The sequence below is a fragment of the Spirosoma panaciterrae DSM 21099 genome (genome assembly GCF_000374025.1).
GTDB classification, from domain to species: domain Bacteria; phylum Bacteroidota; class Bacteroidia; order Cytophagales; family Spirosomataceae; genus Spirosoma; species Spirosoma panaciterrae.
In genome coordinates, this window is sequence record NZ_KB893228.1 from 154,921 (window position 1) to 180,841 (window position 25,921).

A 25,921-nucleotide genomic window follows, 5' to 3' on the forward strand; every position below is an offset into this window, starting at 1 on the left:
ACGATATGCACCGCCGAAACTGGTTACGAACACTGCTGGGTCTGGCCGCAGGCAGCACAACGGCGGGTATTCCACTTTCGGAAGAACCGAAGCCCACCTGTCAGCCTACACCGATTCTGGAACTTGGTCCCTACCCCACCATGAAGTACCGAACCCAGTCCGATCACGACATTGATCTTACACGCATGGCCGGGCAAACGGGCGTAGCTACCGGACAAGTCATTGTGGTGGAAGGCAAGATAACCGATGCGAACTGTACACCATTGCCTGGTGCGGTAGTCGAAATCTGGTCGGCCAATCACTACGGTCGGTATCGGCACGAATTCGATCATTCAGACCGACAGGAAGACCCTAACTTTCAGGGTTGGGGTCAGGCCATTACCAATGCCAATGGCGACTACCGCTTCAAAACCATTTTGCCGGGTTTGTATGGGAGTCGGGCGAGACATATCCACTTCAAAGTCTCGAAACGCGGCTATCACGAACGGGTCACGCAGCTATTTTTTGAGGGCGAAGAGCGGAACAAAACCGATGGGATTCTGAATTATCTCACGCACGAAGAACAGCTACAGATTATCCGGCCGCTGGTAACCAACTCAGCCACGCCAACCGTTTCGTTTCCTATTACACTGGATGCCGTGCAACCCAACCAGGTTCCTGAAAAAGTACTTAGGGAATACATTGGCCGATACGCGCTCCGAACCGAAGGCAAAGGCTTTGACGAATGGGCCAGCTACATACCCGAATTTGCGACTAAAAACATCGTTCTGGAACTGACCGTCGAGCGGGCGCAACTCTTCATGACGCTACCGTTTTCGCCCAAAACCGAGGTCTTCTGGCACGCCAAAGACGAGTTTGGCTCGTGGTCGTTTTACAATACCTATCTCCTGTTTCAGCGCAATACGGCCGGAAAAGTAATTAGCTTGCACCTGCATCCGAGCGAAGATAAGTTTTTAGAAGGAGTTAAACTCTAAAGACAACCATCCTACAGGTAAGTATTGTCTGATAATTATCTATCTTTAGGCAAGCTATCTACCTGTCTTACAATGGTTTTCCGACCGCGAATACCTCCTCACCCTGCCCTGCGTCCGTATGTGCGGCATTATCTGTTGCTTCACGTGCAAATGCATGGGGTTCCCGTTCACCAGCGCATCAAGCCCATTCCACCCGACGCCGATCAGTCGCTTTTCTTTTATCCACGCAGTTCGGTCAAAGCGATCATCAATAGCACCGATGAAAGCCGCACGTCGGCAACCAGCATTTTTGTAGGCCAGCAAACGTCACGTATCAATATCCAGTTTGGCGACGATCATCTGATTATTCAGGTCTGTTTTCAGCCCGGTTTTCTGTACCAACTGTTGGGCAAAATACCCATCAATACGTTTCAAAATGAGGAAATGAACGCCGAGTACCTCACCGATGCGGGCATGAAAGACCTCAACGAGCAGTTGCAGGAAGAAACGGATTACGACCGAATGATCGCCCACATCGAAGCGTATCTGCTGAAGAAACTGGTCTGGCTCCGCCCCGAAACGTTACCCATCGACAAGGTTATTCTGGCCATTAAAGAGGCACAGCAGCCGCTTTCGCTCGATTGGCTGGCCGATCAGGCTTGTTTGAGTTCGAGGCAGTTGGAGCGTAAATTTCTGGAGCGGATGGGTATGAGTCCGAAATTTTTTGCCCGTATTGCCCGCTTCGACCGGGCCTTTAAGTTGAAACAACAACAGCCCCAACTCGACTGGCACGACGTGGCCTATGCCTGTGGCTATTTCGACTACTCGCACATGATGCGCGATTTTCGGCAGTTTGCCGAAGTGCCTCCCTCTATGCTTCTGGCTCAGGACATGGCTTCGCCCGACTGGGGCAACCGCTTTTAGCAATGTCGTTTTTTTACAGCCAGCACCTGACGGCTATTGGTTTAGTTCGCTTTGAAATCAACCATGCTAAGCGAATGAAAACCTCTCTCTATTTTTTGGGCTATATACTAGTCGGTTATCTGGCTGTAGCGATTATCTGTCAGTTACTCCCAACCAATCGGCCTGATTTTGCCAAGGTCTTTACGCCCAACAGCCGATTTGGCAATCCCGGACAAGGCAACGAACAGATTATTCTGGGATACACGAACGGGCGGGTTCAGATGCAGGGCAACGTGAAACCTCATGCGACAGGCCCTCTCGAACACGTACACACAAGCTTCGACGAGCTGTTTTCCGTTTCCAGAGGGACATTATCCCTATTGGTCGATGGTAAAATCAAACGACTTCGGGCCGGTGAGTCGTTTACAGTACCCCACGGAACCTATCATAAATTCTTTAATGAGACCGATTCGATGGCAACCGGTACAGGCGACGCACCAGCCGAGTTTGTATGTACACTAACGCAGCTGTATGGCCTTGCAAACGACGATCCAGCCATTTTTTCCTCCCCTCGTTTTCTGCTTCAACTGGCCGTTTGGGGCAACGATTTTGATTCGTATCTTAAAGAGGGTCCGCCACCGTTTGTCTTGAAAACGCTTAAATTTTTAGCATTGCCCATCGCCAAAATCGCGGGGTATCAGTATGCCAATCCAGCTTATTTCCCTAAACCAGCCTCCTCAATTAATAGGGCCGTACCATCGGAATCTGCAAATTAGTCGGCCGGTTTTCTTCGGTGTCGAAGCCACGCCCATCGACGTGTCTCGCTCCCCAGAACAGCATACCATTCAGGACATACATCAGGTCGTATTCTTTGAAAATTTGTCCCTCAGCTAATCCAAACGGCGTAAATGCTTTGCCTAAAATGCTTTGCGTACTGTTTACTTCCCAGGCATTGAAACCCGAACTGGCAAACTGATTCAGCACGGCCACAAATCCCGGATGCAATGGCGTTACCTCATAGGCGCCATCGGCAGTGAAATCGACTTTCTGAGCGCCATCAGCTATCGGATGGTCACCCTGCCATTGCACATGCCCTTTAATGAATAGTCGGGCTAAAGGCACTTTTCCGTAGGCATCGGCAAAATTGATGATCTCCAGCGTAAAGGTGTCGTCGGCCTGGTACGTAAATCGTCGGGACAGGTAAAATGGCTTGGCGCTTCCGTCGTCGTTGCGCGAAAGACTTGGCCGTACTTCGGGCACAATACTGATCCACTCACCGCCTGTTATTACTTGTTTGATTTGTTCGATTGTCATTGCTTTTAAAATTGAATACACAAAGCTGTTATCTTCGTCTAAAATAGACAAGTAGTCTGTTTTAGACGAACTAGTACATCTTTTTAGACCAATGGCAAATCCGCGCAAAAACAAGGATTTCAATCCGCACAACTGCCCGGTTACGCATTGCCTGAACCGAATTGGCGGTCAATGGAAAGTACTGATCATGTATGGTATCAGCAAAAACTGCAATCGGTTCAGTAAGCTGCAACGTGCCATTCCTACCATCAGCAAGCAAATGCTGGTCAATCAATTGCGTGAACTGGAAGATGATGGTATTCTAGAACGGATTATTTACCCCGAAATTCCACCCCGCGTCGAGTACAAACTGACAGAATACGGTGAGTCGCTAATGCCCGTGATTTACGTCATGCAGGACTGGGGCTTGCAGGCAATGAAATCTGAAAGCCAATCCTCGGGAAAAGGGTAAGATAAAGTTTTGGTAGTAAACACATGAGTATCGACCATAGCTTATCTTTAGGAACCGAACGTTCTTTACCAAACGCTATGTCTGCTTCGTTATCCGCTTCATTCTGCCGAAACGTATTTGTTTGCCTGACGACCTTTCTTCTGGCCTTTACAGCCCATTCGCAGGGTACATTAGCCGACTACCAACGGGCCGAAATGCTGAATGGGGCTTTTCAAAACAAGGTGTACGATGCACCTGACAAAATCCAGTGGTTGCCGAAAGCCCATTCGTTCTGGTATCTGAAAGCGACAGCCAATGGCAAGGAATTTATCAAGGTAGATGCCGACCGAACCGCAAAAGAACCCGCTTTCGATCAGAAACGGCTGGCAACGTCGCTAAGTCAATTGACAGGCCGTCCGGTGCTCCCCTATCAACTGCCCTTCTCCGACATTACCCTGCAACCCACCGAGGTTTCGTTTCGCATCAAAGACTCCTTGTTTACCTGTCCCTTCGATACGTACCAATGCCGACTTAAGGGGGTGATTAGCCCACCGGACAATCGGTATTGGGGCAATCAGATTAATGAACAGGAAGGCAAACCCGTTCTGTCGCCCGACGGTATGTACGAAGCGTTTATTAAAAATTACAACGTGTACATTCGGCCAAGTCGTCGGCCTGCCGAAGAAGTAGCCCTGAGTTATGACGGATCGGAAGGCGAGTTTTATTCCACTTACATGGCCTGGTCGCCCGATTCTAAAAAACTGGTGGTCAATAAAGTTCGGCCCAACACTCCTCACCTAATTTACCTGATTGAGTCATCGCCAACCGATCAGTTACAGCCTAAACTTCAGTCGCGCCAGTACCTGAAACCGGGTGATGCCCTCCCCCAGCGGTTTCCTACCCTGTTTCTGATCGATACCAAACGACAGATACCGATACCCGCTTCGGTTATTCCAGACCAGTACACCATCACGATGCCCCACTGGCGGAACGATAGCCGGGCGTTTACCTTCGAATACAACCAGCGAGGGCATCAGCGGTATACCGTTTTCGAGATGAACATTGACGGGGCGGTAAGGCCATTAATCGACGAAACGAGTAAGACCTTTATTCATTACAGCGGAAAAAACTACCGCTACGATTTGGCCGATGGCAAGGAAATGATCTGGGCATCGGAGCGTGATGGCTGGAATCACCTGTATCTGTACGATGGCAATGGTAAGGTGAAAGCCCAGATTACCAAAGGCGAATGGGTAGTACGTCGGGTGGTTTATGTGGATGAAGCCAAACGAACCATTTTATTCGAAGGCAGTGGTCGGGAAGCCAGTCAGGACCCCTACTTTACCCAACTATACCGGGTCAATTTCGACGGAACGGGCCTGACCGTCTTAACGCACGAAAACGGAAATCATCGGCTGATTTTCTCCGACGATTATCAGTATGTGGTCGATAGCTATTCCCGGGTCGATGAACCACCCACCACCGTTCTCCGGCAGACCTCGACGGGCAAAGTCGTTATGGAGTTGGAAAAGGGGGATATTCAGCCGTTGCTCGCTACGGGCTGGAAACTACCGGAAGTGTTTACGGCCAAAGGTCGGGATGGGAAAACCGACATCTGGGGCATCATTGTTCGCCCGTCCAATTTCGACCCCAGGAAAACCTATCCGGTTGTCGAATACATCTACGCCGGTCCCCACGACTCATTTGTGCCGAAAAGCTTCGTGACCGATTCGCGGGGGTCCCTGCACGAAATGGCCGAGCTGGGCTTTATCGTTGTGCAGTGCGATGGCATGGGCACGGCCAACCGTTCAAAAGCCTTCCATGACGTTTGCTGGAAAAACCTGAAAGACAGCGGCTTTCCCGACCGCATCGCCTGGATGAAAGCAGCCGCTCAGAAATACCCATACATGGACCTGAGTCGGGTGGGTATCTGGGGCAATTCGGCAGGGGGGCAAAGCTCGGCAGGAGCGTTATTGCACTATCCCGATTTTTATAAAGTAGCCGTTTCGTCGTCGGGCTGTCACGATAACCGGATGGATAAACTCTGGTGGAATGAACAGTGGATGGGCTACCCGATAGGCCCACAATATGCCGAATCGTCCAACACGACCCACGCTAAGAACCTGAAGGGCAAGCTCTTGTTGATTCTGGGCGAGATGGACGATAACGTAGACCCCTCCTCGACCTATCAGTTCATCAACGCGTTAATCAAAGCCAACAAAAATTTCGATTTCCTGATGGTTCCAGGCATGGGTCATTCGCTGGGCGGTGACTATGGGGAACACAAACGACGTGATTTCTTTGTGAAGCATCTACTGGGCGTAGACCCTCCCGAATGGAACTGGCAACCCAACATCACGATACCCAAACCCTAATCAGCAAATCAATACTCCATCATGTGCTTAAATTTCCGGTCGGCAGCATAGCGGCAAAGCGCAGTGAAATTTTCTTCCAGATTGGGTTCTTCCACATCGTGCATCAACTCCCGAAGGGTCTGCATATCGAATGTGTAATCATCGGCCAGGAGGTATTGACTTAGTTGCGCACCGGCCGTACGGTAGTATAGCTTTTCAATGGCGTTCTGATCGGTCGGAATTTCGGTAACGAATTCATAGTTTGTCCAGCCAGCCGCTTCCAGCATCGTCGGTACCGCGAAGGTATTCGGGACATACCGGCTATGAACGATGTTCAGGTCTTTAATTTCAGTACTCAACGCTCGTACAATCACTTTAGCCGCATAATCGACAGGCACCATGTTTAAACCGGCTTTCGGGTTTAAGGCAATCCGAATATTCAGGTGACCATACATATCTTTCGAGCGGTAAAAGAAGGCGCCAAACAGATAGAATACCAAAAACCGATAGATGACGTGATACGGCGAATCCATCAATCGACCGGCAATAATACTCGGGCGCAGAATCTGCCACTCCAGGCCGTACTGTTCACATAAGTTGGGAATGTCCTCCTCAATTTTCGCCTTAAACGATTCGTAGTGATTTCGGTAGCTGGCCAGGTTCTGCTCTTTTAAAAACTGTGGCCTGAACGCAAAGGCGGTACTGATATAAGTTACTTTGACAATATACGGTTGGAGCTGTTTGATCAACTGGATGGTGCCGTAATAATTGGTCTTTTTGATCTCTTCGTACGCACTTGGCGTAGTGCCCAGATTAACCGAAGCAGCGCAATGGATCAGATGGAATTTCCCGGTTGTGGTTGCCAGATACTGGGTTAGATCGGTAGCGTTACTGATATCATAGCTGATCAGGTCGATATGGTCGGTTTTCAGCCGATCTATATCCAGTTGGTTCATATAGTCGGGCATCAGATCGGGGGTAAGCAGCTCCTCAAATCGTTCCTGCACCGATCTTGTGCTTTTGCTTCGTATCAACAGGATTAGTTTACCCATGTAGCCGCTCTGGTGAATGCGCAACAGCAGTTCGTAAACAATATGCGACCCTAAAACACCCGTTGAGCCGGTTAAGATGAAGTTGTTGACTGGTTTCATTTGGACAATAAGAGGTAGGGTTTAGCCCTGATCGACAGGACCAAACGATGAATATTGTTTTCGAAAAAACACGTTGCTTAGTTGGCTATCAGCCTATCGACGCCCTTAAAAACAGATAACCAGGAGATGTATACGTCTCATCGGTTTGCCCTCGAAAGACACAGATAGCAGAACAAAGTTCAGCGTCGGCCTTCAGAGTTTTTTTGACAAAAGTCAAAATCGAAACGGCTCTGTCATTTTTTTGCCCGAATTCGGCTCAGCGTTTCCTGCGAAATACCGAGAAAGGAGGCAATATGCCCCAGCGACGCTTTTTGCAGGAGTTGGGGGTGTTTCTCGATCAATTGATGGTAGCGTTCCGAAGCGGATTGAAACTGGAACGACAGCGTGCGTTCTTCCAGTTCGATAAAGTACTTTTCGGTCATCAGCCGCCCGATCAGATTAAACTCCGGATAGTTTCGGTAGAGTTCGTTGAGCTGATCATAGCTAACCCCGGCAATGGTGCTATCTTCCAGAATTTCAATGGTCGTATAGCTCGGCTTTAGTGTCACGAAGGAGTAATAGGAGGCCAGTATATCGCCTTCGAAAGCGAACCAAAGGCTTATGTCCCGGCCATCCTGGGTGTAATAGCCTCGGGCAAACCCTTTTTCCAACATATACAGATGTCGGCATATTTTTCCATGCTCCAAAAGCACGTATCCTTTGGGCACTTCTTTCCGGACCAACACGCTAGCCAGAGCCAATTGCCCTTCTGGACTAATCGGCGCAAACTGACTGATTTGATTCAGTAACCAGAGCAAGTCTATTTATCTGTTTAGAACACCATCTGCTTTTCTGCCTAACTTACTTTGCGTGGTTAGCCACTACCTGTTCAAGGGTTTTGAGTATCTCCGGCATCTTTTCGTGGGCGTTGTTGCAGAGAACAATAATGGTTTTATCGGCCTCTATGAAGCGAATTATCTCGGTTTTGTAGCCAGGATTATCGCCACTGTGCTGTACCACTTTCCCGAGTGTATCGTTCTGCGTCAATTCCCAGCCAAAGCCATAGGGCGACGAGGTACCATTCGTCAGTTGGGCGGGCTTAAAGGCCTCGGCCAGCGTTTGCTGACTCACCAGTTTGCTGGTATATAAGGCCCGGTCCCATTTGAGTAAATCCTCCGCCGTTGAACTGATACGACCCGGTCCTTTGCGATTCCCAAGCCAGATAGCGTAGTTGAATTCAGGAAACGAATCGGCCCGGACGTACCGTTTCTTTTCGGGTACATACATATGTCCCCAGGCCATATCAGGCAGCTTGATTTTCTCCTCACGGGTACGAATATCCGTGTGCGTCATCCCCACCGGCTTAAAGATACGCGCCCGGCAGAACTGGATAAAATCCTGCCCGGAGGCTTTTTCGGCAATACTCGCCAGCAACATATAACCCGTATTACTGTATTCATATTTCGCGCCCGGTTCAAACGATTTCGCCGGGTGGTATTTGATCAGATACGCAATGTTATCGGCATTATTAGCGACTTTACTTTTGTCCCAATGCTTATCCATCACATCCTGATAATCGGGTAATCCGGAGGTGTGGTTGAGCAGATGCCGAATGGTGATACCTGGATAGGGTAACCCCGGAATGTATTTATCAATCAGATCATCATAGTCCAGTTTACCTTCCTGTTTCAGCATTAGGATAGTCATGGCTGTAAACTGCTTTGAGACCGATGCCAGTTCAAAAATTGATCCCGTCGTTATCGGCGATTTAGTCTCAAAATTACGGTAGCTAAAAGCTTTCTCATACACAGGTTTCCCTTTGTCGGCTATGAGCACAACGCCACTGAAATCGGGAATGCTGGCGAAGAAGCTGTTCAACTCGTCGTTCATGGGCTTCGACGAATGCGTTTGGGCACTGGCAACGACATGAAATAACAGGCCCGCTAAGAGGGAGTACGCGGAATAGAAACGATGAATCGACAAGAGGATTAGGCTATTTCGGTTATTGCTTCCAATTTACAGAGTTGGGCCCAAATACACAATTGCACGAGTAGTATTAAATTAAACCGCAAGGACGCGAAGGCGCAAAGAAGTACAAATATGAAGATTCTTTGCGCCTTCGCGTCCTTGCGGTTTAATATAAACTTCATTTAGCCATGCCTTTCAGCAAGAAATCCCGGACTAATTCCTGCTGGTCGGTACTTAGAAAATCGACACCGGCTTTGCGCAACTTAGCCCAGACAACCGGATCTTCGGGACTGGCCCACAGGCGAAGTTTCTTCCCTTCCTGATGCACCTTTTCAACCAACTGACGAAGTTTCTGAAACTCCGTTAATGGCATATCACCCTGACCGCGCCAGCTAAACTGATTGGGGTACGAATCACTGATGATGGGCATAACGGCTTTTGAGTATCCTTTTCCCAGATCGGATGGCCGACCATCGAGCGTCACCAAATGATCTTTCGCCTTCGCCACTGCCGCCATAGGCCGGTTTCCCGACAGGACAATGGTAACCGGACCAGTCTGATTCTTACTACCCGACGCGACGAGCGACCGATAGCGCTGAAGCACGTTGGCGAGTGCCTTATAGGTACTATCGGCTCCGGTTTTCGCATCGATCATCAGGTAAAATGGCCCTTTGTATCCTGGAAATACCTGCCCGTTATTCTGACGGACTCGCTCGGCTAACGGTTTCAGATACATAGCCTCAAGTGTGGCCGCAGCGTTTTTGAAAGAAGGGCGATCATGCGCTACATACAACGTATCACCGATCAGATGCACATCCGCTTCGACGCTGGTAAAGCCGTTTTCCAGAGCATCCCACAGCGGCCGCGATTGTTCGTAGTCGTTATGGGCATGAGCATTGGGCAACGGTGTAATGCCTGCGATGGATTTTGGAATCTGCTTGCTGGCAATGGGCTGTGTCCAGGCCGTTTCCACATCGCCAGGCATAAAGGGATTGTACTTGGGCTTGCTGGAAATGATTTTGGCCCGGAGTAATAAAAGGTCATCCGTCAAGGCGTAGGTTGCAACCGAGTCCGTCACCTCTTTGATAAGTTCGGCTTGCTGACCTCCCTTTCGGACGCCGAAAAACTGAATGCGGTAGGTTACGTCTTTCTCCGGGCTGACGCGTACAACCAGCGAATTACCAACCTGGGGCAGTTGCTTCAGCGTAACTCCCGAACTGGCATAGAATCGTCCGGCTTCCATCGCTTCAATAATGGCTTTGGGGGTTAATTCCGGGGCGTCGACCATCACCCAACCCCGGCCTGAGTTGCTGAACGATGGCCCGAAAAAGTAATAGTTGTGGCTATCGTCGGTTCCCAATCCGTACATCAGTGGGCGGCCTTGCTGCAGAAAATGCAGGTTAATCTTATCCCACATCGACTCAGTGCCCTCGTGCGTACTGTCGCCATAGTTATTCACCAGATGATGCCCGTTGAATACCTCGAAGAATCGTTCGTATCGAAGCTGCATTAAATCTTCGGCCTTGATGGCGTAATAGAAATTCGGGTGGTTGATATGCGGAAACATGGGCTGACCCGTCTGCCGACGCTGGGCTACCACCATATCGATGTTATTCTGCATCACTTCGGCCACGCTATTGCCGGGCAAGGGACGAATGAGGTTCTTCACATTAGTAATATTCATGTGAATGGGTTTACCCTGATACCCCGTCGACACCTCTTCACTCTTGATAATCATGAACTTACCCGGCTCCTCAAAATAGGTTCGGTACTCATCCAGCTTTTTTAGCCGTACCCTGAGCGAGTCATTACCCCCTTTTTTATACACGACCCAATCTGGCCCGAAGGTTCGGAGATAGCGGTCGAAGGTCCGGCGTCGATCGGGTTGATGCGGCACATTGATCCACTTCTCAACATCCTGAATGACATTATGATCGGACAAACCCACAAACTGATAGCCGTTGGCTTTGTACCAGTCCATGATCATCTCCGGGTAGTCATCACCATCGCTCCACAACGAATGTGTGTGCAAATTACCCTTGTACCAATGCTGCGCCTGGGTTAGCGATGAAAGCAGGACTGCGAAAAGGGTACTCCAATAGACGTTCTTTTTCATATCGACGGCTTGAAAAATAGCAGCGACAAAGGTATCCAATAAGCGGCTCGGCTGACAGTGTACCTATGTTATCTACCTGTTAAAGCGGTAAAGTGATCCTACCAATCAGCCTACCCAATCCTGCTTTTTCAGTTTTTTGCTCTAACTTTCGGAGCAACAGACCCTGCTCAACTTCTCGAAGGTTTCAGACGTTCGTGAAGCTTAAATACTTGCTGAATCACTCACTGTGAACCCTACTCAACCTGAACTCCGAACAGTCAACGTCATACGCTACGTCACGCCATTGCGTGAGGGCGGTTCGCTACCGGCTATTGTCGAAGCCGACGACGATTTTTTGTACGTGCTGAAGTTTCGGGGAGCCGGTCAGGGCACTAAAGCCCTGATTGCCGAATTGGTTGCGGGCGAGATCGCCAGAGTACTCGGTTTTCGCATCCCCGAAATCGTCTTTATCAATCTGGATGTGGCTTTTGGGCGGAGCGAACCCGACGAGGAAATTCAGGATCTGCTACGCGCCAGCGAAGGGCTGAATCTGGGGCTACACTACCTGTCGGGAGCCATTACCTTCGACCCGATTCTGAACGAACTCCCCCCCCGTCTGGCGTCGCAGATTGTCTGGCTCGATGCCTTTGTGATGAACGTAGACCGGACAGCCCGAAATACGAATATGCTCATGTGGCATAAGGAATTGTGGCTGATCGATCATGGGGCTTCCCTCTATGTACACCATACCGGCCCAGCCTGGCCCGAACAAAGTAAGCGACCATTTGCCCAGATCAAAGATCATGTTCTACTACCTCAGGCCACGGAACTGGATGCGGTCGATGCCGAGTTCCGGAAGTTACTCACTCCAGCACGTATTCAGGCAATTGTGTCGCTGGTGCCCGACGATTGGCTGATGAACAATGGCTCAACAGATTCCCCTTCCGACCAGCGACAGATTTATGCCCGTTTTTTAACGGACCGACTGGCCTCATCCGAAATTTTTGTCAACGAAGCAAAGAATGCCAGAAAAGCACTTGTTTGAGTACGCCATTATCCGGGTAGTCCCCTGTGTCGAACGGCAGGAATTTCTGAACGTCGGCGTTATTGTCTATTGCCGGGCGCAGGGCTTTTTGCAAACGCGGTTTGCGCTTAATGAAGCGCGTCTTCGGGCATTTTCGGCCACCCTCGATCTGGATGAGCTAACCGGGCGACTACAGGCTTTTGAACGAATCTGTGCGGGAAAAGCTGAAGGTGGCCCGATTGGAAAGCTTTCCATTGCCGAACGATTTCGCTGGCTAACCTCAACGCGAAGTACCGTTGTGCAAACATCGCCCGTACACCCCGGCCTTTGTACTAACGCAGCCGAAACACTGGATAAACTGTTCGAACAACTAGTGCTATAATATTCTTTTTGACAGGATTTTGCAGGCATATTCATCCCTTCAATCTTGTCGAAAATTTAGATTATTCGTTGTTGGCTGTTATAAAAGTTGATGGTGCTTCCGCTCCTTCAGGACGCTATATAGCTTAATTTTTTCTGCGATTAGTTAGAATCTCCAAAAGGATGGAAATCTACCTCCCAATCTTATCAGTGGTGATGATACTAGCTGGAGGCTTTTCTTGGCAAAGGAATAGATATCTGCTTCAAACCGGCAAGAAAGCAGATGGTATTGTCTTCAAAAATAACATAGATGGAGTGGTCTATTATCCAGTGGTTAGATTCCTAACTGACAACCAAACATGGATTACCCAAGAATTAAATACGGGCTATACTATTGCCAAGAGGGAAGGAACGAAAATAAAACTCATTTATAACCCTGATGACCCAAATCAGGTCGAAATCTATTCTACTTTTAACTTGCAAGTTTTACCAATGCTTTTTATAGTTGTTGGAGTACTCTTGTTATCATATAGCATGCTTCAGTTGCTTGACATTGTCGAATAATGGAAGTAAGTGCTCAAGTACAAATAGTTTAGAGTATTCTACAGGGGTGCTTTTGTCATGCTGACGAAGGAAGCATCTTCGGGGGGCAGCCTTTTACCCAGCCTTCGAAGATGCTTCCTTCGTCAGCATGACAAAAAATAACCTAATGTATTTTCAACGACCTACTTACGCTAAAATAGGTCGTGTTAGCAATTTTAAAAAATTGCCAGTCCACTTTTGCAACAGCCATCATCTCTATGAATCAACGAACCATTTACTTCATCACGTTCCTTTTTCTCCGCCCATTCCTCCCCTCTTCTGCGCAGCCCCGAACAGACGTTTTCTTAAGCAGGTTGTTGGCGACAAACCAGAGCGCCGTATTTCAGGAAGTGATGCGCCACCCCGACATATATCGGCTGCAAATTATATATACGCAGATCGACAGGGACAAAGCGAACAAGCCCTCCTTCAAACACTACTACTTCCGCGTCGACAGCACCGAATACTTCAATCCCGCTTCAACCGTAAAGCTGCCGCTCGCCCTGCTCTCACTCGAAAAGCTGAACCGACTGGCCAAACCCGGTGTGACCAAATACACCGCTATGCAGTTTGACAGTGCCTACAGCAAACAGACAAGGGAGTGGAAAGATAATACCTCCGAAAGTGGTTACCCATCCATCGCTCACTGTATCAAAAAGGCGTTTCTAGTGAGCGAAAACGATCCGTACAGCCGTATGTATGAATTTGTTGGCCAAAGCGAGATCAACCGCTCATTGCACGCGAAAGGGTATCTGGATACACGCATTACACACCGATTTGTCCGTATGACTGCCGACGAAAACCGGCATACGAACCCCATCCGGTTTATTCGGCCAGATGGTAGCCTGATTTATGCCCAACCAGCAGCAGTCAACACCGATCCGTTCGATTTCCGACGAGAAGCCCGACTTGGCAAAGGCTATTATGTGCGCGATAGTCTGGTGCATGAGCCGTTCAATTTCACCGAGCGGAATAAATTTCCGCTGGAAGCCTTTCAGCAGGTTTTGCAGTCGGTTTTGTTCCCCGAATCCGTTGCGGCCAAACAGCGTTTTAACCTGACCCATGACGACTATCAGCTCGTTTATCAGTACCTATCGCAGTATCCGGGCGAGACCAATTATCCGAAATACGACGCCAAACAGTACTACGACAGCTACGTAAAATTCTTCTTTATGGACAGCCTCCACCATCAGATGCCCACCGATGTTCGGGTATTCAACAAAGTGGGCTGGGCGTATGGCTTCCTGACCGATGCGTCGTATGTGGTGGACTTCAAAAACAAGGTCGAGTACATGCTAACCGCCACGATCTATGTCAACAGCGATGGGATTCTGAATGACGACAAGTATGAGTACGACACCGTTGGTCACCCCTTTCTGTACCAGCTGGGTCAGACCATCTATCAGTATGAACTCAACCGTAAACGACTTTATAAACCCGATCTGAGTACGTTTAGAATTACCTACGAAAAACGAACCAGCGACAATCGTCCAACGGTAAAAGATGTTGATAATTAACCTTTAACGTACCGCTTACCTTAACCTTTAACTTTATGCATCTGCAATCTACCCTCCGTACCCTGGTACTGATAGCCCTAACGGCGCTGTCCGTACAGGCTCAAACTGCCACAAAACAAAATCCTCCGCAATTGACGACGGCCACTCCCGAAGCAGTGGGTTTCTCATCGGAACGGCTTAACCGACTCGACGGACTTATTCAATCGTATATCGACAAAGGGGCTTTCCCGGGTGCGTCGGCTATTGTGGTTCGGGATGGCAAAATCGTGTATTATAAAGCGTTCGGAAAATCGGACCTCGACACCGACAAACCACTAGCTAAAGACGCTATCTACCGGATTGCCTCGATGACCAAAGCCATTACCTCGCTGGCCGTTATGATGCTGCACGAAGAGGGCAAAATCATGCTCGACGACCCCATCAGCAAATACATTCCTGAATTTGCCAAACCCGTTGTGCTCGATACGTTCAACGAAAAAGACAGCACGTACACCACCGTACCGGCCAAGCGGGAAATCACCGTCCGGCACTTGCTATCGCACATGTCGGGAATCAACTACAATGTAATTGCCAGCGATCCCCGGATGCGGGCCATTTACACCAAAGCGGGCGCCATACCGGACGCCTTCGTAACCCAAAACTATACGCTTGGGCAAATGGTGAAGCAACTGGCGAAACAACCCCTGAATCATCAACCCGGCGAAAAATGGACCTATGGCCTTAGTATTGATGTGTTGGGCTATCTGGTCGAAGTGGTTTCGGGGCAAAGCCTGTCGCAGTTTTTCGAGAAGCGAATTTTTGAACCCCTCGGTATGAAAGACACCTTTTTCTACCTCCCCGATTCGAAAAAAGGCCGACTGGTGAAACTCTATTCGGAAGACAAAGATAAGAAACTGGTTAAAACCTCCAGTCTCAAAACGCTACCCGTCGATCCCGATTACCCGATCATGGGCGCCAAAACCTACTACTCGGGTGGTGGCGGCTTATCCAGTACGGCCTATGATTATGCCATTTTTCTGCAAATGCTACTGAACAACGGGGTGTATAATGGCAAACGATTCCTGAGCCGCAAAAGCATTGACCTGTTCACGCAGAGCAATCAGACCGGCACGCTGTTTCCAGACCCCGGCAACTACTTCAGCCTGGGCTTCCAGGTTGTTGGCGAGAAAGGCCATAACAACGACCTGAACAGCATCGGTACCTATTCCTGGGGTGGTGCTTTCAGCACGCATTACATCGCCGATCCGAAAGAACGAATCGCTATCGTTCTGATGAAGCAAATGTGGGGAACCTCCTACGGTGGTGAACTCGACAGAAAATTTGATGTGCTGGTGTACCAGGCGCTGGATGATTAGTTGGTCTATCTGAAAACACTTCACCGTAAGAATTGCTTTCTATAATCAGACGGAAGCCGTATACGTTATTTATTCGGCTTTGATGGGTTCGACAGCATTCAGTACATGAAAAAGATAGCCTTTGTTGTTCAGCGGTATGGATTGGAAGTTAATGGTGGAGCTGAATACTATTGCCGGGTACTGGCCGAGCGACTTGCGGGTACGTATGAGGTTGATGTATTGACGAGTTGTGCGCTGGAATACATCACCTGGGCCAACTGGTATCCGGCCGAAACGACTACCATCAACGGGGTCCGGGTTCACCGATTTGCTACTGAATACGAACGTCAGGTAAAAGCCTGTGCCCGCGCCGAACATAAAATCAAGAAATGGTCGCGACCCGAGGAATGGGAAGGTTTTGGCCGGTTTCGGATGTGGGGTCGGGCGTTGGTGGGTAAAACCGTTAAACGGTATAGCTGGTTGTGGGCCAAAGCGCAGGGCCCTTACGCACCCGATCTGATCACTTACCTACAGCGAAACCACCAGCAATACGATGCGCTGATCTTCATCACGTACCTGTATTACCCAACCATCGTCGGTTTGAACGTTGCCCCGCACAAATCGATCTTCATCCCGACCGCCCACGATGAAATTCCGATCTATCTGCCCATTTTCAAGCCACTATTTCATAAACCCCGGGCCATTTTGTTTCTCACCGAGGGCGAGAAACGCTTTGTTCATCAGTTATTTAAGAATGAAACGATCTACAACGATGTGATTGGTGTCGGCATCGAAACCATAGAAACCTCATCGGCCGAAACAGCCGCTACAATCCTGAAAACCGATGCCCCTTACCTGATCTACATCGGGCGAATTGCCGAAGCGAAGGGTTGCGATATGCTGTTCGACTATTTCATCCAGTACAAACAGCAACATCCATCCTCTCTAAAATTAGTGCTTGTGGGTCAGGCATTCATGACGATTCCTGAGCATCCTGACATCATCACGGCTGGCTTTGTCGATGAAGATGTAAAAGTTACGCTGCTGAAAGGTGCCGAAGCGCTCGTAATTCCGTCGCAGTATGAAAGCCTGTCGATGGTGACGCTCGAAAGCTTCGCCTATGGTATTCCTGTGATTGCCAACGAAAAATGTGAGGTGCTGAAAGATCACATAGAATTGAGTCAGGGAGGGTTTTTATTTGCTGAATACGACCGATTTGAGAGAGCCGTTCAGCAGCTTTCTACCAGCAATTCGGGTGCCATGGGTGAAAAAGCACAAGCCTACATCGAACAGAATTACACCTGGGATAAGGTACTTGCCCGCTTTGGTGAAGCGGTCGATTATGTAGCTGGAATAAGTTGATGAGGACTACCATTTTTTGTCCTAGCGACGAAGGAGCAATCTTCGGATACGGCGTTTCTATGGTTCCCGAAGATTGCTCCTTCGTCGCTAGGACAAAAAATAATTACTGAACCAGTTCCTGCATCATATTCAGGCGCTTATAAACGCTGTCCTGGCTGTTGATGAGTTCGTAGTGATTACCACGCTCGATAATCCTCCCACCGTCCATAATCAGGATTTCATCGGCTTCTTTAATGGTGCTAAGTCGATGGGCAATCACCAGCGTTGTTCGGCCTTCCATTAAATTGTTTAAGGCCTCCTGTACCGACTTTTCGGATTCGATATCCAGTGCCGACGTAGCCTCGTCCAGAATCAGAATAGATGGTTTTTTAAACACAGCGCGGGCAATGCTCAACCGTTGCCGCTGACCACCACTGAGTCGAAGTCCCCGATCACCAATGACCGTGTTGTAGCCATCTTCCGTGTCCATGATAAAATTATGGGCATTGGCAATTTTGGCGGCTTCGATTACTTCCTCCATACTAGCCTCCGGCCGGCCGAGGGCGATGTTATTGAAAATGGTGTCATGAAACAGAATGATCTCCTGCGTCACAAAACTCATCTGTTGCCGTAGCGACTCCATGCTATAATCACGAACATCAACACCATCAATTTTTACACTACCCCGCGTTACTTCATAGAAACGGGGAATTAGATCGGCAATGGTCGATTTTCCGACACCCGAAGGTCCAACCAAGGCTATCTTCTGCCCTTTCGCAATTCGGAAATTTATGTTTTTTAAAACGGGTTTGTCGCCATATTGAAAACTGACATCCTCGAAAACTATGTCCCGCCGGAAGTTTTTCAGTTCCTGAGCTGTTGGTTTATCCTGGATTTCAATGGGTTTATCCAGCAACTCAATGATTCGTTCGCCCGCAGCCTGCCCCTGCTGAATATTCGTCAGAGCCACTACAATCGCCTTGGCAGGGCGAATTACCTGCGAAAAAATGGCGATAAACGCAATGAACGAACTGGCCTGCAAATTGCTCTGACTGCTCAATACCAGACTACCGCCATACACCAGAATACAGGCTACCACAAACACCCCCGATGCTTCGGAAAACGCTGGTGCCAGTTCGCGCCGTTTGAATCCTTCCAGACTGGCCTGCCGATAAAAATCATTCTCCTGGCTAAAACGTTTGAGCACAAAGCCCGTAGCATTAAATGAGCGGATAATTCGCATACCAAGCAACGTTTCATCCATCAGTGTCAGCATCCGCCCCATCGACGACTGTACATCCTGCGCTTCCTTTTTGAGTTTCTTGGTCACAGCCGCAATGCCCACTGCCGAAATCGGAATAATGACCAGCGTAAACAGCGTGAGTTTGACTGAAATCGCAAACAGGGCTACGAAATAGCCAATCAGCAGGTAAGGCTCCTTAAATACAACTTCGATGGAACTACCGGCCACGCTCTCAATGGCGTAGACATCACCGTTCAGCCGGGAAAGCAGATCCCCTTTATGCTCTTTGGTAAAATAACCCAGGTGTAGCGAATTGATCTTTTCAAAGAGCGCTTCCCGTAGCCGTTTTACAAGCAAGGTCCGGGCATTCAGCAAACAACGCTGGGCCAGAAACCGAAACAGATTGGTCAGCACCACCGACACCACAATCATACCCGCCAGGAAATAGAGCGCATGTATTGGGTTGGTCGTTTTGAACTGATAAATGAAATGGTAAAACGTATCTTTAAAATACTCGGGCGACAGGCGAAACTCAGGCACCGTAGCATACCGGGCCGCATCGGCGGTATTGATCGGATCAAAGAGAAAATTGAGCAGAGGAATAATCAACGCAAACTGAAATACGTTGAAAAACACCCCGATGAGGGTGAATACAAAAAATGGGATTACGAATTTTCCATAAGGCCGGGCATAGGCCATCAGCCGCCTATAAATTTTCATTCAGTGTGATTACTTCTATTTCCTGTTGAGCGAATAAAAACTAATTGACCAGCAAAACATTAGCTACTCTTGGAAGTATGTTCAACTCGGCCGATTTGTCTGAACCTGTGTATAACTAAATGCGGACTTCTAGTATGACCCCAAAACAGGGAAAAACGTTTATAGACGAGTTGGTTTTCTATAGATATTCAATAGAAACGGCCGCATGTCTTAACGGGTTCACACTAAAAAAATTAGTATACAACAAAATCCGTCTTATTTGCTCAATCGCTCATTTACTTGATTAAACCAGTGATCGGTACACATTCATATATTTTCGGGCCGAATCTTCCCAGTTGAACTGAGCGCTATAGGCCTTTAAAGCTTCTTTCATCTCGTTGCCCGCCCGTTTGTATTGTTGCATACCGGCCATGAAATCATGATGCATATTGTCGAAGTCCTGAAAATAAAAGGCCAGGTCTTTCCCGATTTCGGGCAGTGCTGTGTGCCTCGACAAAAACACCGGCTTGCCAACCGACATAGCCTCCGTAACTGGCAACCCAAAACCCTCGGCCAGAGAAGGCATCACAACGGCCTGGCAATTGTGATAATACCACGACTTCTCACCTTCTGTAATTTCATTGACCAAATGCATTCGATCATCAACCTTTAGCTCAGATGCATGCTGTCGCAGAAAATGGGCATAATCCTTATCCTCGTGCCGACCCGCCAGAATCAGCTCAAGAGAGGGATTCTTTTGTAATAACGGCAAAATCTGGTGCTGATTCTTCTTCCGGGTTATTACTCCAACGTTGAACAAAAACGGAATTCTGGGCCGGTAAGAACGAGGCATCAGTACAGGCTGGTGCAGTCGGTTAGTACCGTTGTAGATTACATAGACAGGTCTATGACCAACGTTACAATGCGTTAGTACATCGTTTTTGGTAAATTCCGAAATACAGACAACAGCATCACTGCGGTCAATATTCTGCTGCAACTGAGCCAGACAGCGAGCTTTTTTATGCGCCGGTTTGTCTTCGTGCAAAAAGTTGAGATCATGCACCGTGAGCAGTACCTTAATTTTTTTATTCCGCTGAGGCAGGTACTGTGAACTTTGGTACGTACAATGCCAGATGTTATACTGGCTTACCGATGGCATCAGAAACTTTTGCAACGAGTGCTGAGCAATGCAGGTTGTGGAGTGCTCAAACGTCTGCCGAACATGATCTGGGATAAAAACAGCCAATTCGTCCCGACTCATGGTATCCCGCAAGGCCTTGCCCAGATTCAGACAATAATAATACAGCCCCGTGTTGACATACTTCATTCGCTCACAATCAAAAACGACACGCATCATACGACAAACCCTCCTAACGTTGAGAAACTGATTGAAACATTTTATAACTGACCACCTACTTTAACCGTTATATTAACACTACGCAGGTTATATGGCCTGTATGAACAAACCCTGGCCTTCAATTGAGGCAATTCAGTAAGAAACTGCGAAAGAGGTGTAAGTGGTGCAACGAAGGGTTTAGTATTAACGGTACGGGTTGATAGGGGTTAATGTTGCATAAAACGCAAAAAAGCGATTGTGCGGCCCTGATGCAATCCTCTTTTTCAACGTATGTCCCGTATTATCTTTGACTGCAACCTGATGAAATTTCCCCATTCTGGCCTGTATCATTACTGCCAGAATCTGGGTGAGCATATCAATAAGCAACTGGTTGAAACCGATCAGCCACACATGCGGATGTACTTACCCCCCCGCAAAAAACTGGCCCTTCATCCACGGCCCTACCACCTGATCGAACAGAAGTGGCATAAACTGATTCAGCCGTTTCTGCTCAAATGCCGGGTATGGCATGCGCCGTTTCAGTCGGGACGAATATTACCCGATAAAAAGCGCTTCCCCCATCTGAAAGTCGTGCTGACCATCCACGATCTGAACGTACTTCATGAAGGCAAGCCTGAGCATGTTCAGCAGAAAAGTATGGCCCATACCCAATCGTTGATCGACCAGAGCGACGCCATTATCTGCATTTCTGAATTTACCAAAAGCGATGTATTGACCCATTGCACGGTTGGCGACAAGCCTGTTCATGTCATCCATAACGGTGTCAACAAACGGCCAGCTTGCGTACAGCCAGAAGAAGGCCTGTATCAACCCGATCGGGAATTTATTCTGGGCATAGGCTATCTGAACAAAAAGAAGAACTTCCATGTACTGTTGCCTCTGTTGCAATCAAATCCTGACCTTGAACTGATCGTTGTCGGCTGCCACGACGACCCCGATTATGTAGCTGCCATGTGGCAACAGGCACAGCAGTTGGGCGTTGCCAATCGACTACATCTGCCTGGTACTGTATCAGAATCGGCTAAAATCTGGTATTTGCAGCATTGTAAAGCGCTGGTGCATCCTTCGCTGGCTGAAGGGTTTGGCCTGACTGTCATCGAAGCCATGCAGTTTGGCAAGCCGGTTTTTCTATCGACCCGTACTTCACTGCCCGAAGTGGGGGGCGATGCGGCTTTCTACTTCCCAAACTTTGAAGCTGACACAATACAGGAAACCTTTCAACAGGGAATACTAGCGGCCCAATGCCCCCAGCGAAAAGCAGCCATTCTCCAAAATGCGGCTCGTTTCAATTGGGAAAACAGTGCTCAGCAATACCTGTCTGTTTACCACTCCCTCGCTGGTTAATCTTACATTCAGAGCGATTAGAAAACCCTATACTGCCTGCTTTATCTTACCTGTTGGTGCGCATTATCAAACGTTTCCATTGGATGAGAGCTTTTTTCTATACGTTCTATTGCTGTCTGTTAGTAACCCTGGGGTTTTCCCAAGTCCAGAAATTACCTGTTTATCAACCGAAACCCGTTACAGCCGACTGGCTTATTGCGCCTGTCGGTCAGAAAGCAGGGGTGTATCAGGCCAACAAGGGCAAAGAGATCGTATTGGCCAATGGCTTACTGGCGCGTCGATTCCGTATAAGCCCTAACCTCGCTACAGTCGATTATAAAAACCTGACTACGGGCGAGCAGTTTGTTCGCTCCGTACGGCCCGAAGCCATACTGGTTCTGAATGGCAAAACCTACCGGGTTGGCGGCTTATATGGACAGAAAGAACACGCCTATTTACGCGAGGAATGGGTGGATGAGTTTACAGCCGACCCAGCTGATTTTCAATTCAAAACGTTTACGGTATCACCCATAAAGCCCTACCTGAACTGGCAGCCGCGCACCTGGACTCTGAATCGAAATCAGCCCACAGGACAGGAACTGCAACTGGTATTTACCTCCAATGCGCCCGAATTGAAAGGTATTGACATAACGGTCCACTACGCCCTGTACGATGGAATCCCCAGCCTCTGCAAATGGGTAACCCTCAATAATACATCCGCATCGGCCATCCACATCAATCAGATAATCAGCGAAATACTGGCGACTCCCGAAGAAGAGTCGGCCGTTGTGGGGAAGCCCGAGCAAATGAAAAAACCGCAGCGAATCTACGTTGAAAACAACTTTGCGTTCAACAACGCCATGCGCTACGACCTCTCCGATCAGGCCACGCACTGGCATACCGACTCGCTCTATACATCGCAGGTCAATTACAACTACGAAACTCCCTGTCTGCTGGAAGTGTACCCAACTGTTGGGGTGGGTATTGATCTGGCACCTGCGCAGCAGTACACCTCCATCCGTACCCATGAACTGCTGCTCGATTCGTATGATCGCGAACGCAACGGGCTGGCTCGTCGGCGTTTTTATCAGGCCGTAACCCCCTGGACGACGCAAAACCCGATTTTTATGCACCTGGTCAGTACGGAACCCGCCGTTGTCAAAAACATCATCGACCAATGCAAAGAAACGGGCTACGAACTGGTGATTCTGAGTTTTGGCAGTAAGCTCAACATGGAAGATACGAGCCAGGCCAATATCCAGAAATTCAAAGCTCTGGCCGACTATGCGCACAGCAAAGGGATTCTGCTGGGTGGTTACTCGCTCTTTAGCAGCCGCCGAATCGACGACGAAAATGATGTGATTGACCCAAAAACTGGCCTGCCCGACAAAGGGGCATTCTTCGGTCATGCGCCCTGCCTGGCGAGTCAGTGGGGCATTCGTTACCTGAATAGTCTCAAAAAATTCATCTCCGAAACAGGCTTTGATCTGCTGGAGCACGACGGTCCCTATCCTGGCGATGTGTGTGCATCCACCAAACATCCCGGCCATAAAGGTCTGGACGATTCGCAGTGGGTACAGATGGAGATGCAAAAAGGCTTTTATCGATTCCTGAACGAGCGGGGCGTTTACATCAATGCGCCCGACTGGTACTTTATGGATGGCACCAACAAGATTGCCCTGGGCTATCGGGAAGTCAATTTCTCCCTTTCACGCGAACAGCAAAAATTGCTGAACCGGCAGAATATTTTCGACGGAACCTGGGAAAAAACGTCGACAATGAGTTGGGGGTTTGTACCGCTCACCAAATACCAGGGGGGCGGCCCCGAAGCCGTTCTGGAACCACTCAGCGAGCATCTGGCCGATTATGAACAGCTTATGATGCAGTATTATGGCGCGGGAGTTCAGGCTTGTTATCGGGGCCCTCGCCTGTACGATACCGAAGCCACCAAACAAACCGTCAAACGTGTAATCGACTGGTATAAAAAGTATCGTCTTATCCTGAACTCCGACCTGATTCACCTGCGACGACCCGACGGTCGCGACTGGGACGGTATCCTGCACGTGAACCCAACCGCTAAAGAAAAAGGACTGGTTATGTTGTTCAACCCCCTAAAAACCAAACTAACCAGAACCATCAAAATACCCCTGTACTACACGGGCCTTCACCAAACCGCCCAGATCAGGCAGGGTGAGGGCAAAGCCAAAACCTATGCCTTAAATCGACAATACGAAGTCGAACTACCTGTTACAATTGAACCCGAAAGCTATGCTTGGTGGGTTATTGAATGATCGCAAACCGTTCACCATCTTCTTCCGACTCATTGAGTGACTCATGGTAAGCGATGATCTGATAAAGCACCTCTACGGCGGTCGCGAAGTTGTCTTCACCGACCAGGGTTTTGTAGGTATCAGTCAGTTTCTTCTGTTCTTTTTTAGCCGTTAGCAACAGCTTTTGCCCTTCTTTGGTCAGCATGATCCTGGAACTACGCCCATCGCGTTTGCTTCGCTCCGTCGTGATTAATCCTTCAGCTTCCATTTCTTTTACGGTTCGGCTCATGGCCTGTTTGGGCTGCATGGCTCGCCGGGCGAGTTCCTGATTTGTAATCCCATTTAGGCTGATATTGGTCAAAAAACGCATAAAGGAGGTTTTGAACGGCATATCGGTTTTCTCGTTCATGGCTCGCTGCATCCACAAATCAGACAGACGCTTCATTACTGCAATCAGCCGCCCCCAATTGCGGTCGTTATCCTGCATGTGATCGACCAACTCTTTTTCCAGCTTCTTTTTCTTCATCCGGTCAAGTATTTTTCAACAAATATATAGCGAAAAATATAGTCAACAATGATTACCAAATAGTCAACAAATAGGACTAATTTTGCCTGACGATAGAATTCCAAGGACTATCCATACAGTTCTAGTAATAATCAAAACTCTATACATCAATACAATGGCACTTAAACATTTAAATCTGGCGGTTCCCGATGTAGCGCAAACCAAAGCCTTTTTTGAAACCTATTTCGGCTTTCAATGCCAGGAAGTAAAAGGCGATAATGTAATCGCTATTCTGGAAGATCAGGATGGTTTTATCCTGTCAATCAGCAATTTTTCAAAAAACGAAGTCCCGCAGTACCCTGCTGATTTTCACGTTGGCTTTTTGCAGAATACGCCCGAACAGGTTATGGCAATCTATCAAACCATGAAAGCCGATGGTATTGCTGTCGGTAAAGAACCTAAACACTACGGCGGTCGTGGCACCCTGTCTTTTTACGTTGAAGCACCCGGTAAGGTGTTGATTGAAGTGCTGTGTGTGATGAGCAGCTAGCCAGGAAACGACCTTTAGCTAAATCGACACTTGTCAGGTTAGGGAGTTTTGGCCCGAATACGTACTTTGGTTTAGAAATTACTCCTCCCCTACCGATGCCTCAACTCGACCAGCTTTTAGCCGAAGTAGCCGCAGCCCGCACGCAATACATAACCCAAGTAGGTAAACTAACCGAAGCGCAGGCGCAATGGAAGCCCTCACCTGATGTATGGAATGCGGTCGATAACACCGAACACCTATACTGGGCCGAACATGGCGGCATCTGGGGTATGTGGCGAGCCTTTCACGCCAAACAAGCGGGCAAACCCATCTGGGAAGGCGAACTGATTAACAAAGGCTTAACGGCCGACGAAATTGTAGCGCGTACCTGGCGCGAGAAAGAACAGGTGCCGGCCATCGCAGCCCCTCGTATGGGTGGTTCGCTGACGTTTTGGTTATCGGCGCTGGCCAGCCTGCAACAACCGCTGACTGATCTGGCCAACGCTTTAGAAGGCGAGGATTTAGAAACAATTATTCACCCCCACGTTCTATCCGGGCCCTTAGACATCCCCCAACGCTTCCAGTTTCTCCGCTTCCACATCGACCGTCACAGGAATCAGGTTATGGCCTTGGGGCTGGTTTAGATTGTAATAATATACAAAACGAATCAGGCGAAGATACCAAACTATC

Annotated in this window: 23 protein-coding genes; 15 read left to right on the forward strand and 8 right to left on the reverse strand. The window is 48.7% G+C overall.

The features are described from left to right. The first annotated feature begins 5 nt into the window (after positions 1 to 5). From B153_RS37020 to B153_RS0130125, 3 genes are all read left to right on the forward strand, one after another. Positions 6 to 974 carry a dioxygenase family protein gene (locus B153_RS37020; protein WP_020600475.1) on the forward strand — a complete coding sequence of 323 codons (969 nt, stop codon included), beginning with the start codon at positions 6 to 8 and terminating at the stop codon, positions 972 to 974. 72 nt (positions 975 to 1,046) lie between these two features. Continuing rightward, positions 1,047 to 1,877, forward strand: a complete 831-nt coding sequence (locus B153_RS0130120) for a helix-turn-helix domain-containing protein (protein WP_026262563.1) — start codon at positions 1,047 to 1,049, stop codon at positions 1,875 to 1,877. A 2-nt stretch (positions 1,878 to 1,879) separates the two neighbouring features. After that, positions 1,880 to 2,632 carry a cupin domain-containing protein gene (locus B153_RS0130125; protein WP_020600477.1) on the forward strand — a complete coding sequence of 251 codons (753 nt, stop codon included), beginning with the start codon at positions 1,880 to 1,882 and terminating at the stop codon, positions 2,630 to 2,632. Here the strand turns inward: B153_RS0130125 and B153_RS0130130 are convergent. Beyond that, the gene (locus B153_RS0130130; RefSeq protein WP_051097373.1) at positions 2,598 to 3,170 is read right to left on the reverse strand and encodes a hypothetical protein; all 573 of its coding nucleotides are present in this window, start codon (positions 3,168 to 3,170) and stop codon (positions 2,598 to 2,600) included. The two genes, B153_RS0130125 and B153_RS0130130, sit on opposite strands and share 35 nt — an antisense overlap. A gap of 91 nt (positions 3,171 to 3,261) precedes the next feature. Here B153_RS0130130 and B153_RS0130135 point away from each other — a divergent pair, with 91 nt between their 5' ends. Both B153_RS0130135 and B153_RS0130140 read left to right on the forward strand, forming a co-directional pair. Further along, positions 3,262 to 3,621 carry a winged helix-turn-helix transcriptional regulator gene (locus B153_RS0130135; RefSeq protein ID WP_020600479.1) on the forward strand — a complete coding sequence of 120 codons (360 nt, stop codon included), beginning with the start codon at positions 3,262 to 3,264 and terminating at the stop codon, positions 3,619 to 3,621. A gap of 77 nt (positions 3,622 to 3,698) precedes the next feature. Continuing rightward, on the forward strand, positions 3,699 to 5,975 hold the full coding sequence (locus B153_RS0130140) for a S9 family peptidase (RefSeq protein ID WP_020600480.1): 2,277 nt from the start codon (positions 3,699 to 3,701) through the stop codon (positions 5,973 to 5,975). 8 nt (positions 5,976 to 5,983) lie between these two features. On the opposite strand, the gene B153_RS0130145 is transcribed toward B153_RS0130140, so the two are convergent. The 4 genes from B153_RS0130145 to B153_RS0130165 form a co-directional block, all read right to left on the reverse strand. Next, complete coding sequence (locus B153_RS0130145) at positions 5,984 to 7,105, reverse strand: SDR family oxidoreductase (protein ID WP_020600481.1); 1,122 nt, start codon at positions 7,103 to 7,105, stop codon at positions 5,984 to 5,986. Between the two features lie 233 nt (positions 7,106 to 7,338). After that, positions 7,339 to 7,902 carry a Crp/Fnr family transcriptional regulator gene (locus tag B153_RS0130150; RefSeq protein ID WP_020600482.1) on the reverse strand — a complete coding sequence of 188 codons (564 nt, stop codon included), beginning with the start codon at positions 7,900 to 7,902 and terminating at the stop codon, positions 7,339 to 7,341. Between the two features lie 43 nt (positions 7,903 to 7,945). Beyond that, positions 7,946 to 9,067 carry a serine hydrolase domain-containing protein gene (locus B153_RS0130155; protein WP_245564972.1) on the reverse strand — a complete coding sequence of 374 codons (1,122 nt, stop codon included), beginning with the start codon at positions 9,065 to 9,067 and terminating at the stop codon, positions 7,946 to 7,948. Positions 9,068 to 9,230: 163 nt separating this feature from the next. Further along, positions 9,231 to 11,168 carry a histidinol-phosphatase gene (locus B153_RS0130165; RefSeq protein WP_040762366.1) on the reverse strand — a complete coding sequence of 646 codons (1,938 nt, stop codon included), beginning with the start codon at positions 11,166 to 11,168 and terminating at the stop codon, positions 9,231 to 9,233. 226 nt (positions 11,169 to 11,394) lie between these two features. Here B153_RS0130165 and B153_RS0130170 point away from each other — a divergent pair, with 226 nt between their 5' ends. From B153_RS0130170 to B153_RS0130195, 6 genes are all read left to right on the forward strand, one after another. After that, the gene (locus B153_RS0130170; protein ID WP_026262566.1) at positions 11,395 to 12,192 is read left to right on the forward strand and encodes a HipA family kinase; all 798 of its coding nucleotides are present in this window, start codon (positions 11,395 to 11,397) and stop codon (positions 12,190 to 12,192) included. Continuing rightward, on the forward strand, positions 12,170 to 12,553 hold the full coding sequence (locus B153_RS0130175) for a DUF3037 domain-containing protein (RefSeq protein WP_020600487.1): 384 nt from the start codon (positions 12,170 to 12,172) through the stop codon (positions 12,551 to 12,553). Before B153_RS0130170 ends, B153_RS0130175 begins: the two co-directional genes overlap by 23 nt. Positions 12,554 to 12,714: 161 nt before the next feature. Then, complete coding sequence (locus B153_RS0130180; protein WP_020600488.1) at positions 12,715 to 13,095, forward strand: DUF3592 domain-containing protein; 381 nt, start codon at positions 12,715 to 12,717, stop codon at positions 13,093 to 13,095. Between the two features lie 236 nt (positions 13,096 to 13,331). After that, positions 13,332 to 14,630 carry a serine hydrolase gene (locus tag B153_RS0130185; protein WP_040762344.1) on the forward strand — a complete coding sequence of 433 codons (1,299 nt, stop codon included), beginning with the start codon at positions 13,332 to 13,334 and terminating at the stop codon, positions 14,628 to 14,630. A 35-nt stretch (positions 14,631 to 14,665) separates the two neighbouring features. Further along, positions 14,666 to 15,985: a serine hydrolase domain-containing protein gene (locus tag B153_RS0130190; RefSeq protein ID WP_020600490.1), complete on the forward strand. Its 1,320-nt coding sequence runs from the start codon at positions 14,666 to 14,668 to the stop codon at positions 15,983 to 15,985. Positions 15,986 to 16,090: 105 nt separating this feature from the next. Then, positions 16,091 to 17,326 (forward strand): glycosyltransferase family 4 protein, encoded by a 1,236-nt coding sequence (locus B153_RS0130195; protein WP_020600491.1) that lies wholly within the window; start codon positions 16,091 to 16,093, stop codon positions 17,324 to 17,326. 103 nt (positions 17,327 to 17,429) lie between these two features. Here the strand turns inward: B153_RS0130195 and B153_RS0130200 are convergent, their stop codons facing one another. Next, positions 17,430 to 19,268: an ABC transporter ATP-binding protein gene (locus B153_RS0130200; protein ID WP_020600492.1), complete on the reverse strand. Its 1,839-nt coding sequence runs from the start codon at positions 19,266 to 19,268 to the stop codon at positions 17,430 to 17,432. Positions 19,269 to 19,551: 283 nt separating this feature from the next. Further along, positions 19,552 to 20,574 carry a glycosyltransferase family 4 protein gene (locus B153_RS0130205; RefSeq protein ID WP_211221722.1) on the reverse strand — a complete coding sequence of 341 codons (1,023 nt, stop codon included), beginning with the start codon at positions 20,572 to 20,574 and terminating at the stop codon, positions 19,552 to 19,554. 330 nt (positions 20,575 to 20,904) lie between these two features. Here B153_RS0130205 and B153_RS36205 point away from each other — a divergent pair, with 330 nt between their 5' ends. Next, a complete protein-coding gene (locus B153_RS36205; protein ID WP_169518508.1) occupies positions 20,905 to 21,948 on the forward strand; it encodes a glycosyltransferase family 4 protein in 1,044 nt (347 codons plus the stop codon). An 83-nt stretch (positions 21,949 to 22,031) separates the two neighbouring features. Beyond that, a complete protein-coding gene (locus tag B153_RS0130215; protein WP_020600495.1) occupies positions 22,032 to 24,218 on the forward strand; it encodes an alpha-amylase family protein in 2,187 nt (728 codons plus the stop codon). On the opposite strand, the gene B153_RS36210 is transcribed toward B153_RS0130215, so the two are convergent. Beyond that, positions 24,208 to 24,723: a MarR family winged helix-turn-helix transcriptional regulator gene (locus B153_RS36210; protein WP_020600496.1), complete on the reverse strand. Its 516-nt coding sequence runs from the start codon at positions 24,721 to 24,723 to the stop codon at positions 24,208 to 24,210. The genes B153_RS0130215 and B153_RS36210 overlap by 11 nt on opposite strands. A 154-nt stretch (positions 24,724 to 24,877) precedes the next feature. Here B153_RS36210 and B153_RS0130225 point away from each other — a divergent pair, with 154 nt between their 5' ends. Both B153_RS0130225 and B153_RS0130230 read left to right on the forward strand, forming a co-directional pair. Beyond that, complete coding sequence (locus B153_RS0130225) at positions 24,878 to 25,252, forward strand: VOC family protein (RefSeq protein WP_020600497.1); 375 nt, start codon at positions 24,878 to 24,880, stop codon at positions 25,250 to 25,252. Between the two features lie 95 nt (positions 25,253 to 25,347). Then, a complete protein-coding gene (locus B153_RS0130230; RefSeq protein ID WP_020600498.1) occupies positions 25,348 to 25,875 on the forward strand; it encodes a DinB family protein in 528 nt (175 codons plus the stop codon). Positions 25,876 to 25,921 lie beyond the last annotated feature (46 nt).

Coding starts and splice junctions, on each gene's coding strand:
- B153_RS0130125 (WP_020600477.1), top strand. CDS start 1,880: ATGTCGTTTTTTTACAGCCAGCACCTGACGGCTATTGGTTTAGTTCGC.
- B153_RS36205 (WP_169518508.1), top strand. CDS start 20,905: ATGAAATTTCCCCATTCTGGCCTGTATCATTACTGCCAGAATCTGGGT.
- B153_RS0130145 (WP_020600481.1), bottom strand. CDS start 7,105: ATGAAACCAGTCAACAACTTCATCTTAACCGGCTCAACGGGTGTTTTA.
- B153_RS0130180 (WP_020600488.1), top strand. CDS start 12,715: ATGGAAATCTACCTCCCAATCTTATCAGTGGTGATGATACTAGCTGGA.
- B153_RS0130225 (WP_020600497.1), top strand. CDS start 24,878: ATGGCACTTAAACATTTAAATCTGGCGGTTCCCGATGTAGCGCAAACC.
- B153_RS0130175 (WP_020600487.1), top strand. CDS start 12,170: ATGCCAGAAAAGCACTTGTTTGAGTACGCCATTATCCGGGTAGTCCCC.
- B153_RS0130200 (WP_020600492.1), bottom strand. CDS start 19,268: ATGAAAATTTATAGGCGGCTGATGGCCTATGCCCGGCCTTATGGAAAA.
- B153_RS36210 (WP_020600496.1), bottom strand. CDS start 24,723: ATGAAGAAAAAGAAGCTGGAAAAAGAGTTGGTCGATCACATGCAGGAT.
- B153_RS0130140 (WP_020600480.1), top strand. CDS start 3,699: ATGTCTGCTTCGTTATCCGCTTCATTCTGCCGAAACGTATTTGTTTGC.
- B153_RS0130130 (WP_051097373.1), bottom strand. CDS start 3,170: ATGACAATCGAACAAATCAAACAAGTAATAACAGGCGGTGAGTGGATC.
- B153_RS0130185 (WP_040762344.1), top strand. CDS start 13,332: ATGAATCAACGAACCATTTACTTCATCACGTTCCTTTTTCTCCGCCCA.
- B153_RS37020 (WP_020600475.1), top strand. CDS start 6: ATGCACCGCCGAAACTGGTTACGAACACTGCTGGGTCTGGCCGCAGGC.
- B153_RS0130165 (WP_040762366.1), bottom strand. CDS start 11,168: ATGAAAAAGAACGTCTATTGGAGTACCCTTTTCGCAGTCCTGCTTTCA.
- B153_RS0130195 (WP_020600491.1), top strand. CDS start 16,091: ATGAAAAAGATAGCCTTTGTTGTTCAGCGGTATGGATTGGAAGTTAAT.
- B153_RS0130205 (WP_211221722.1), bottom strand. CDS start 20,574: ATGAAGTATGTCAACACGGGGCTGTATTATTATTGTCTGAATCTGGGC.
- B153_RS0130135 (WP_020600479.1), top strand. CDS start 3,262: ATGGCAAATCCGCGCAAAAACAAGGATTTCAATCCGCACAACTGCCCG.
- B153_RS0130215 (WP_020600495.1), top strand. CDS start 22,032: ATGAGAGCTTTTTTCTATACGTTCTATTGCTGTCTGTTAGTAACCCTG.
- B153_RS0130120 (WP_026262563.1), top strand. CDS start 1,047: ATGGTTTTCCGACCGCGAATACCTCCTCACCCTGCCCTGCGTCCGTAT.
- B153_RS0130230 (WP_020600498.1), top strand. CDS start 25,348: ATGCCTCAACTCGACCAGCTTTTAGCCGAAGTAGCCGCAGCCCGCACG.
- B153_RS0130190 (WP_020600490.1), top strand. CDS start 14,666: ATGCATCTGCAATCTACCCTCCGTACCCTGGTACTGATAGCCCTAACG.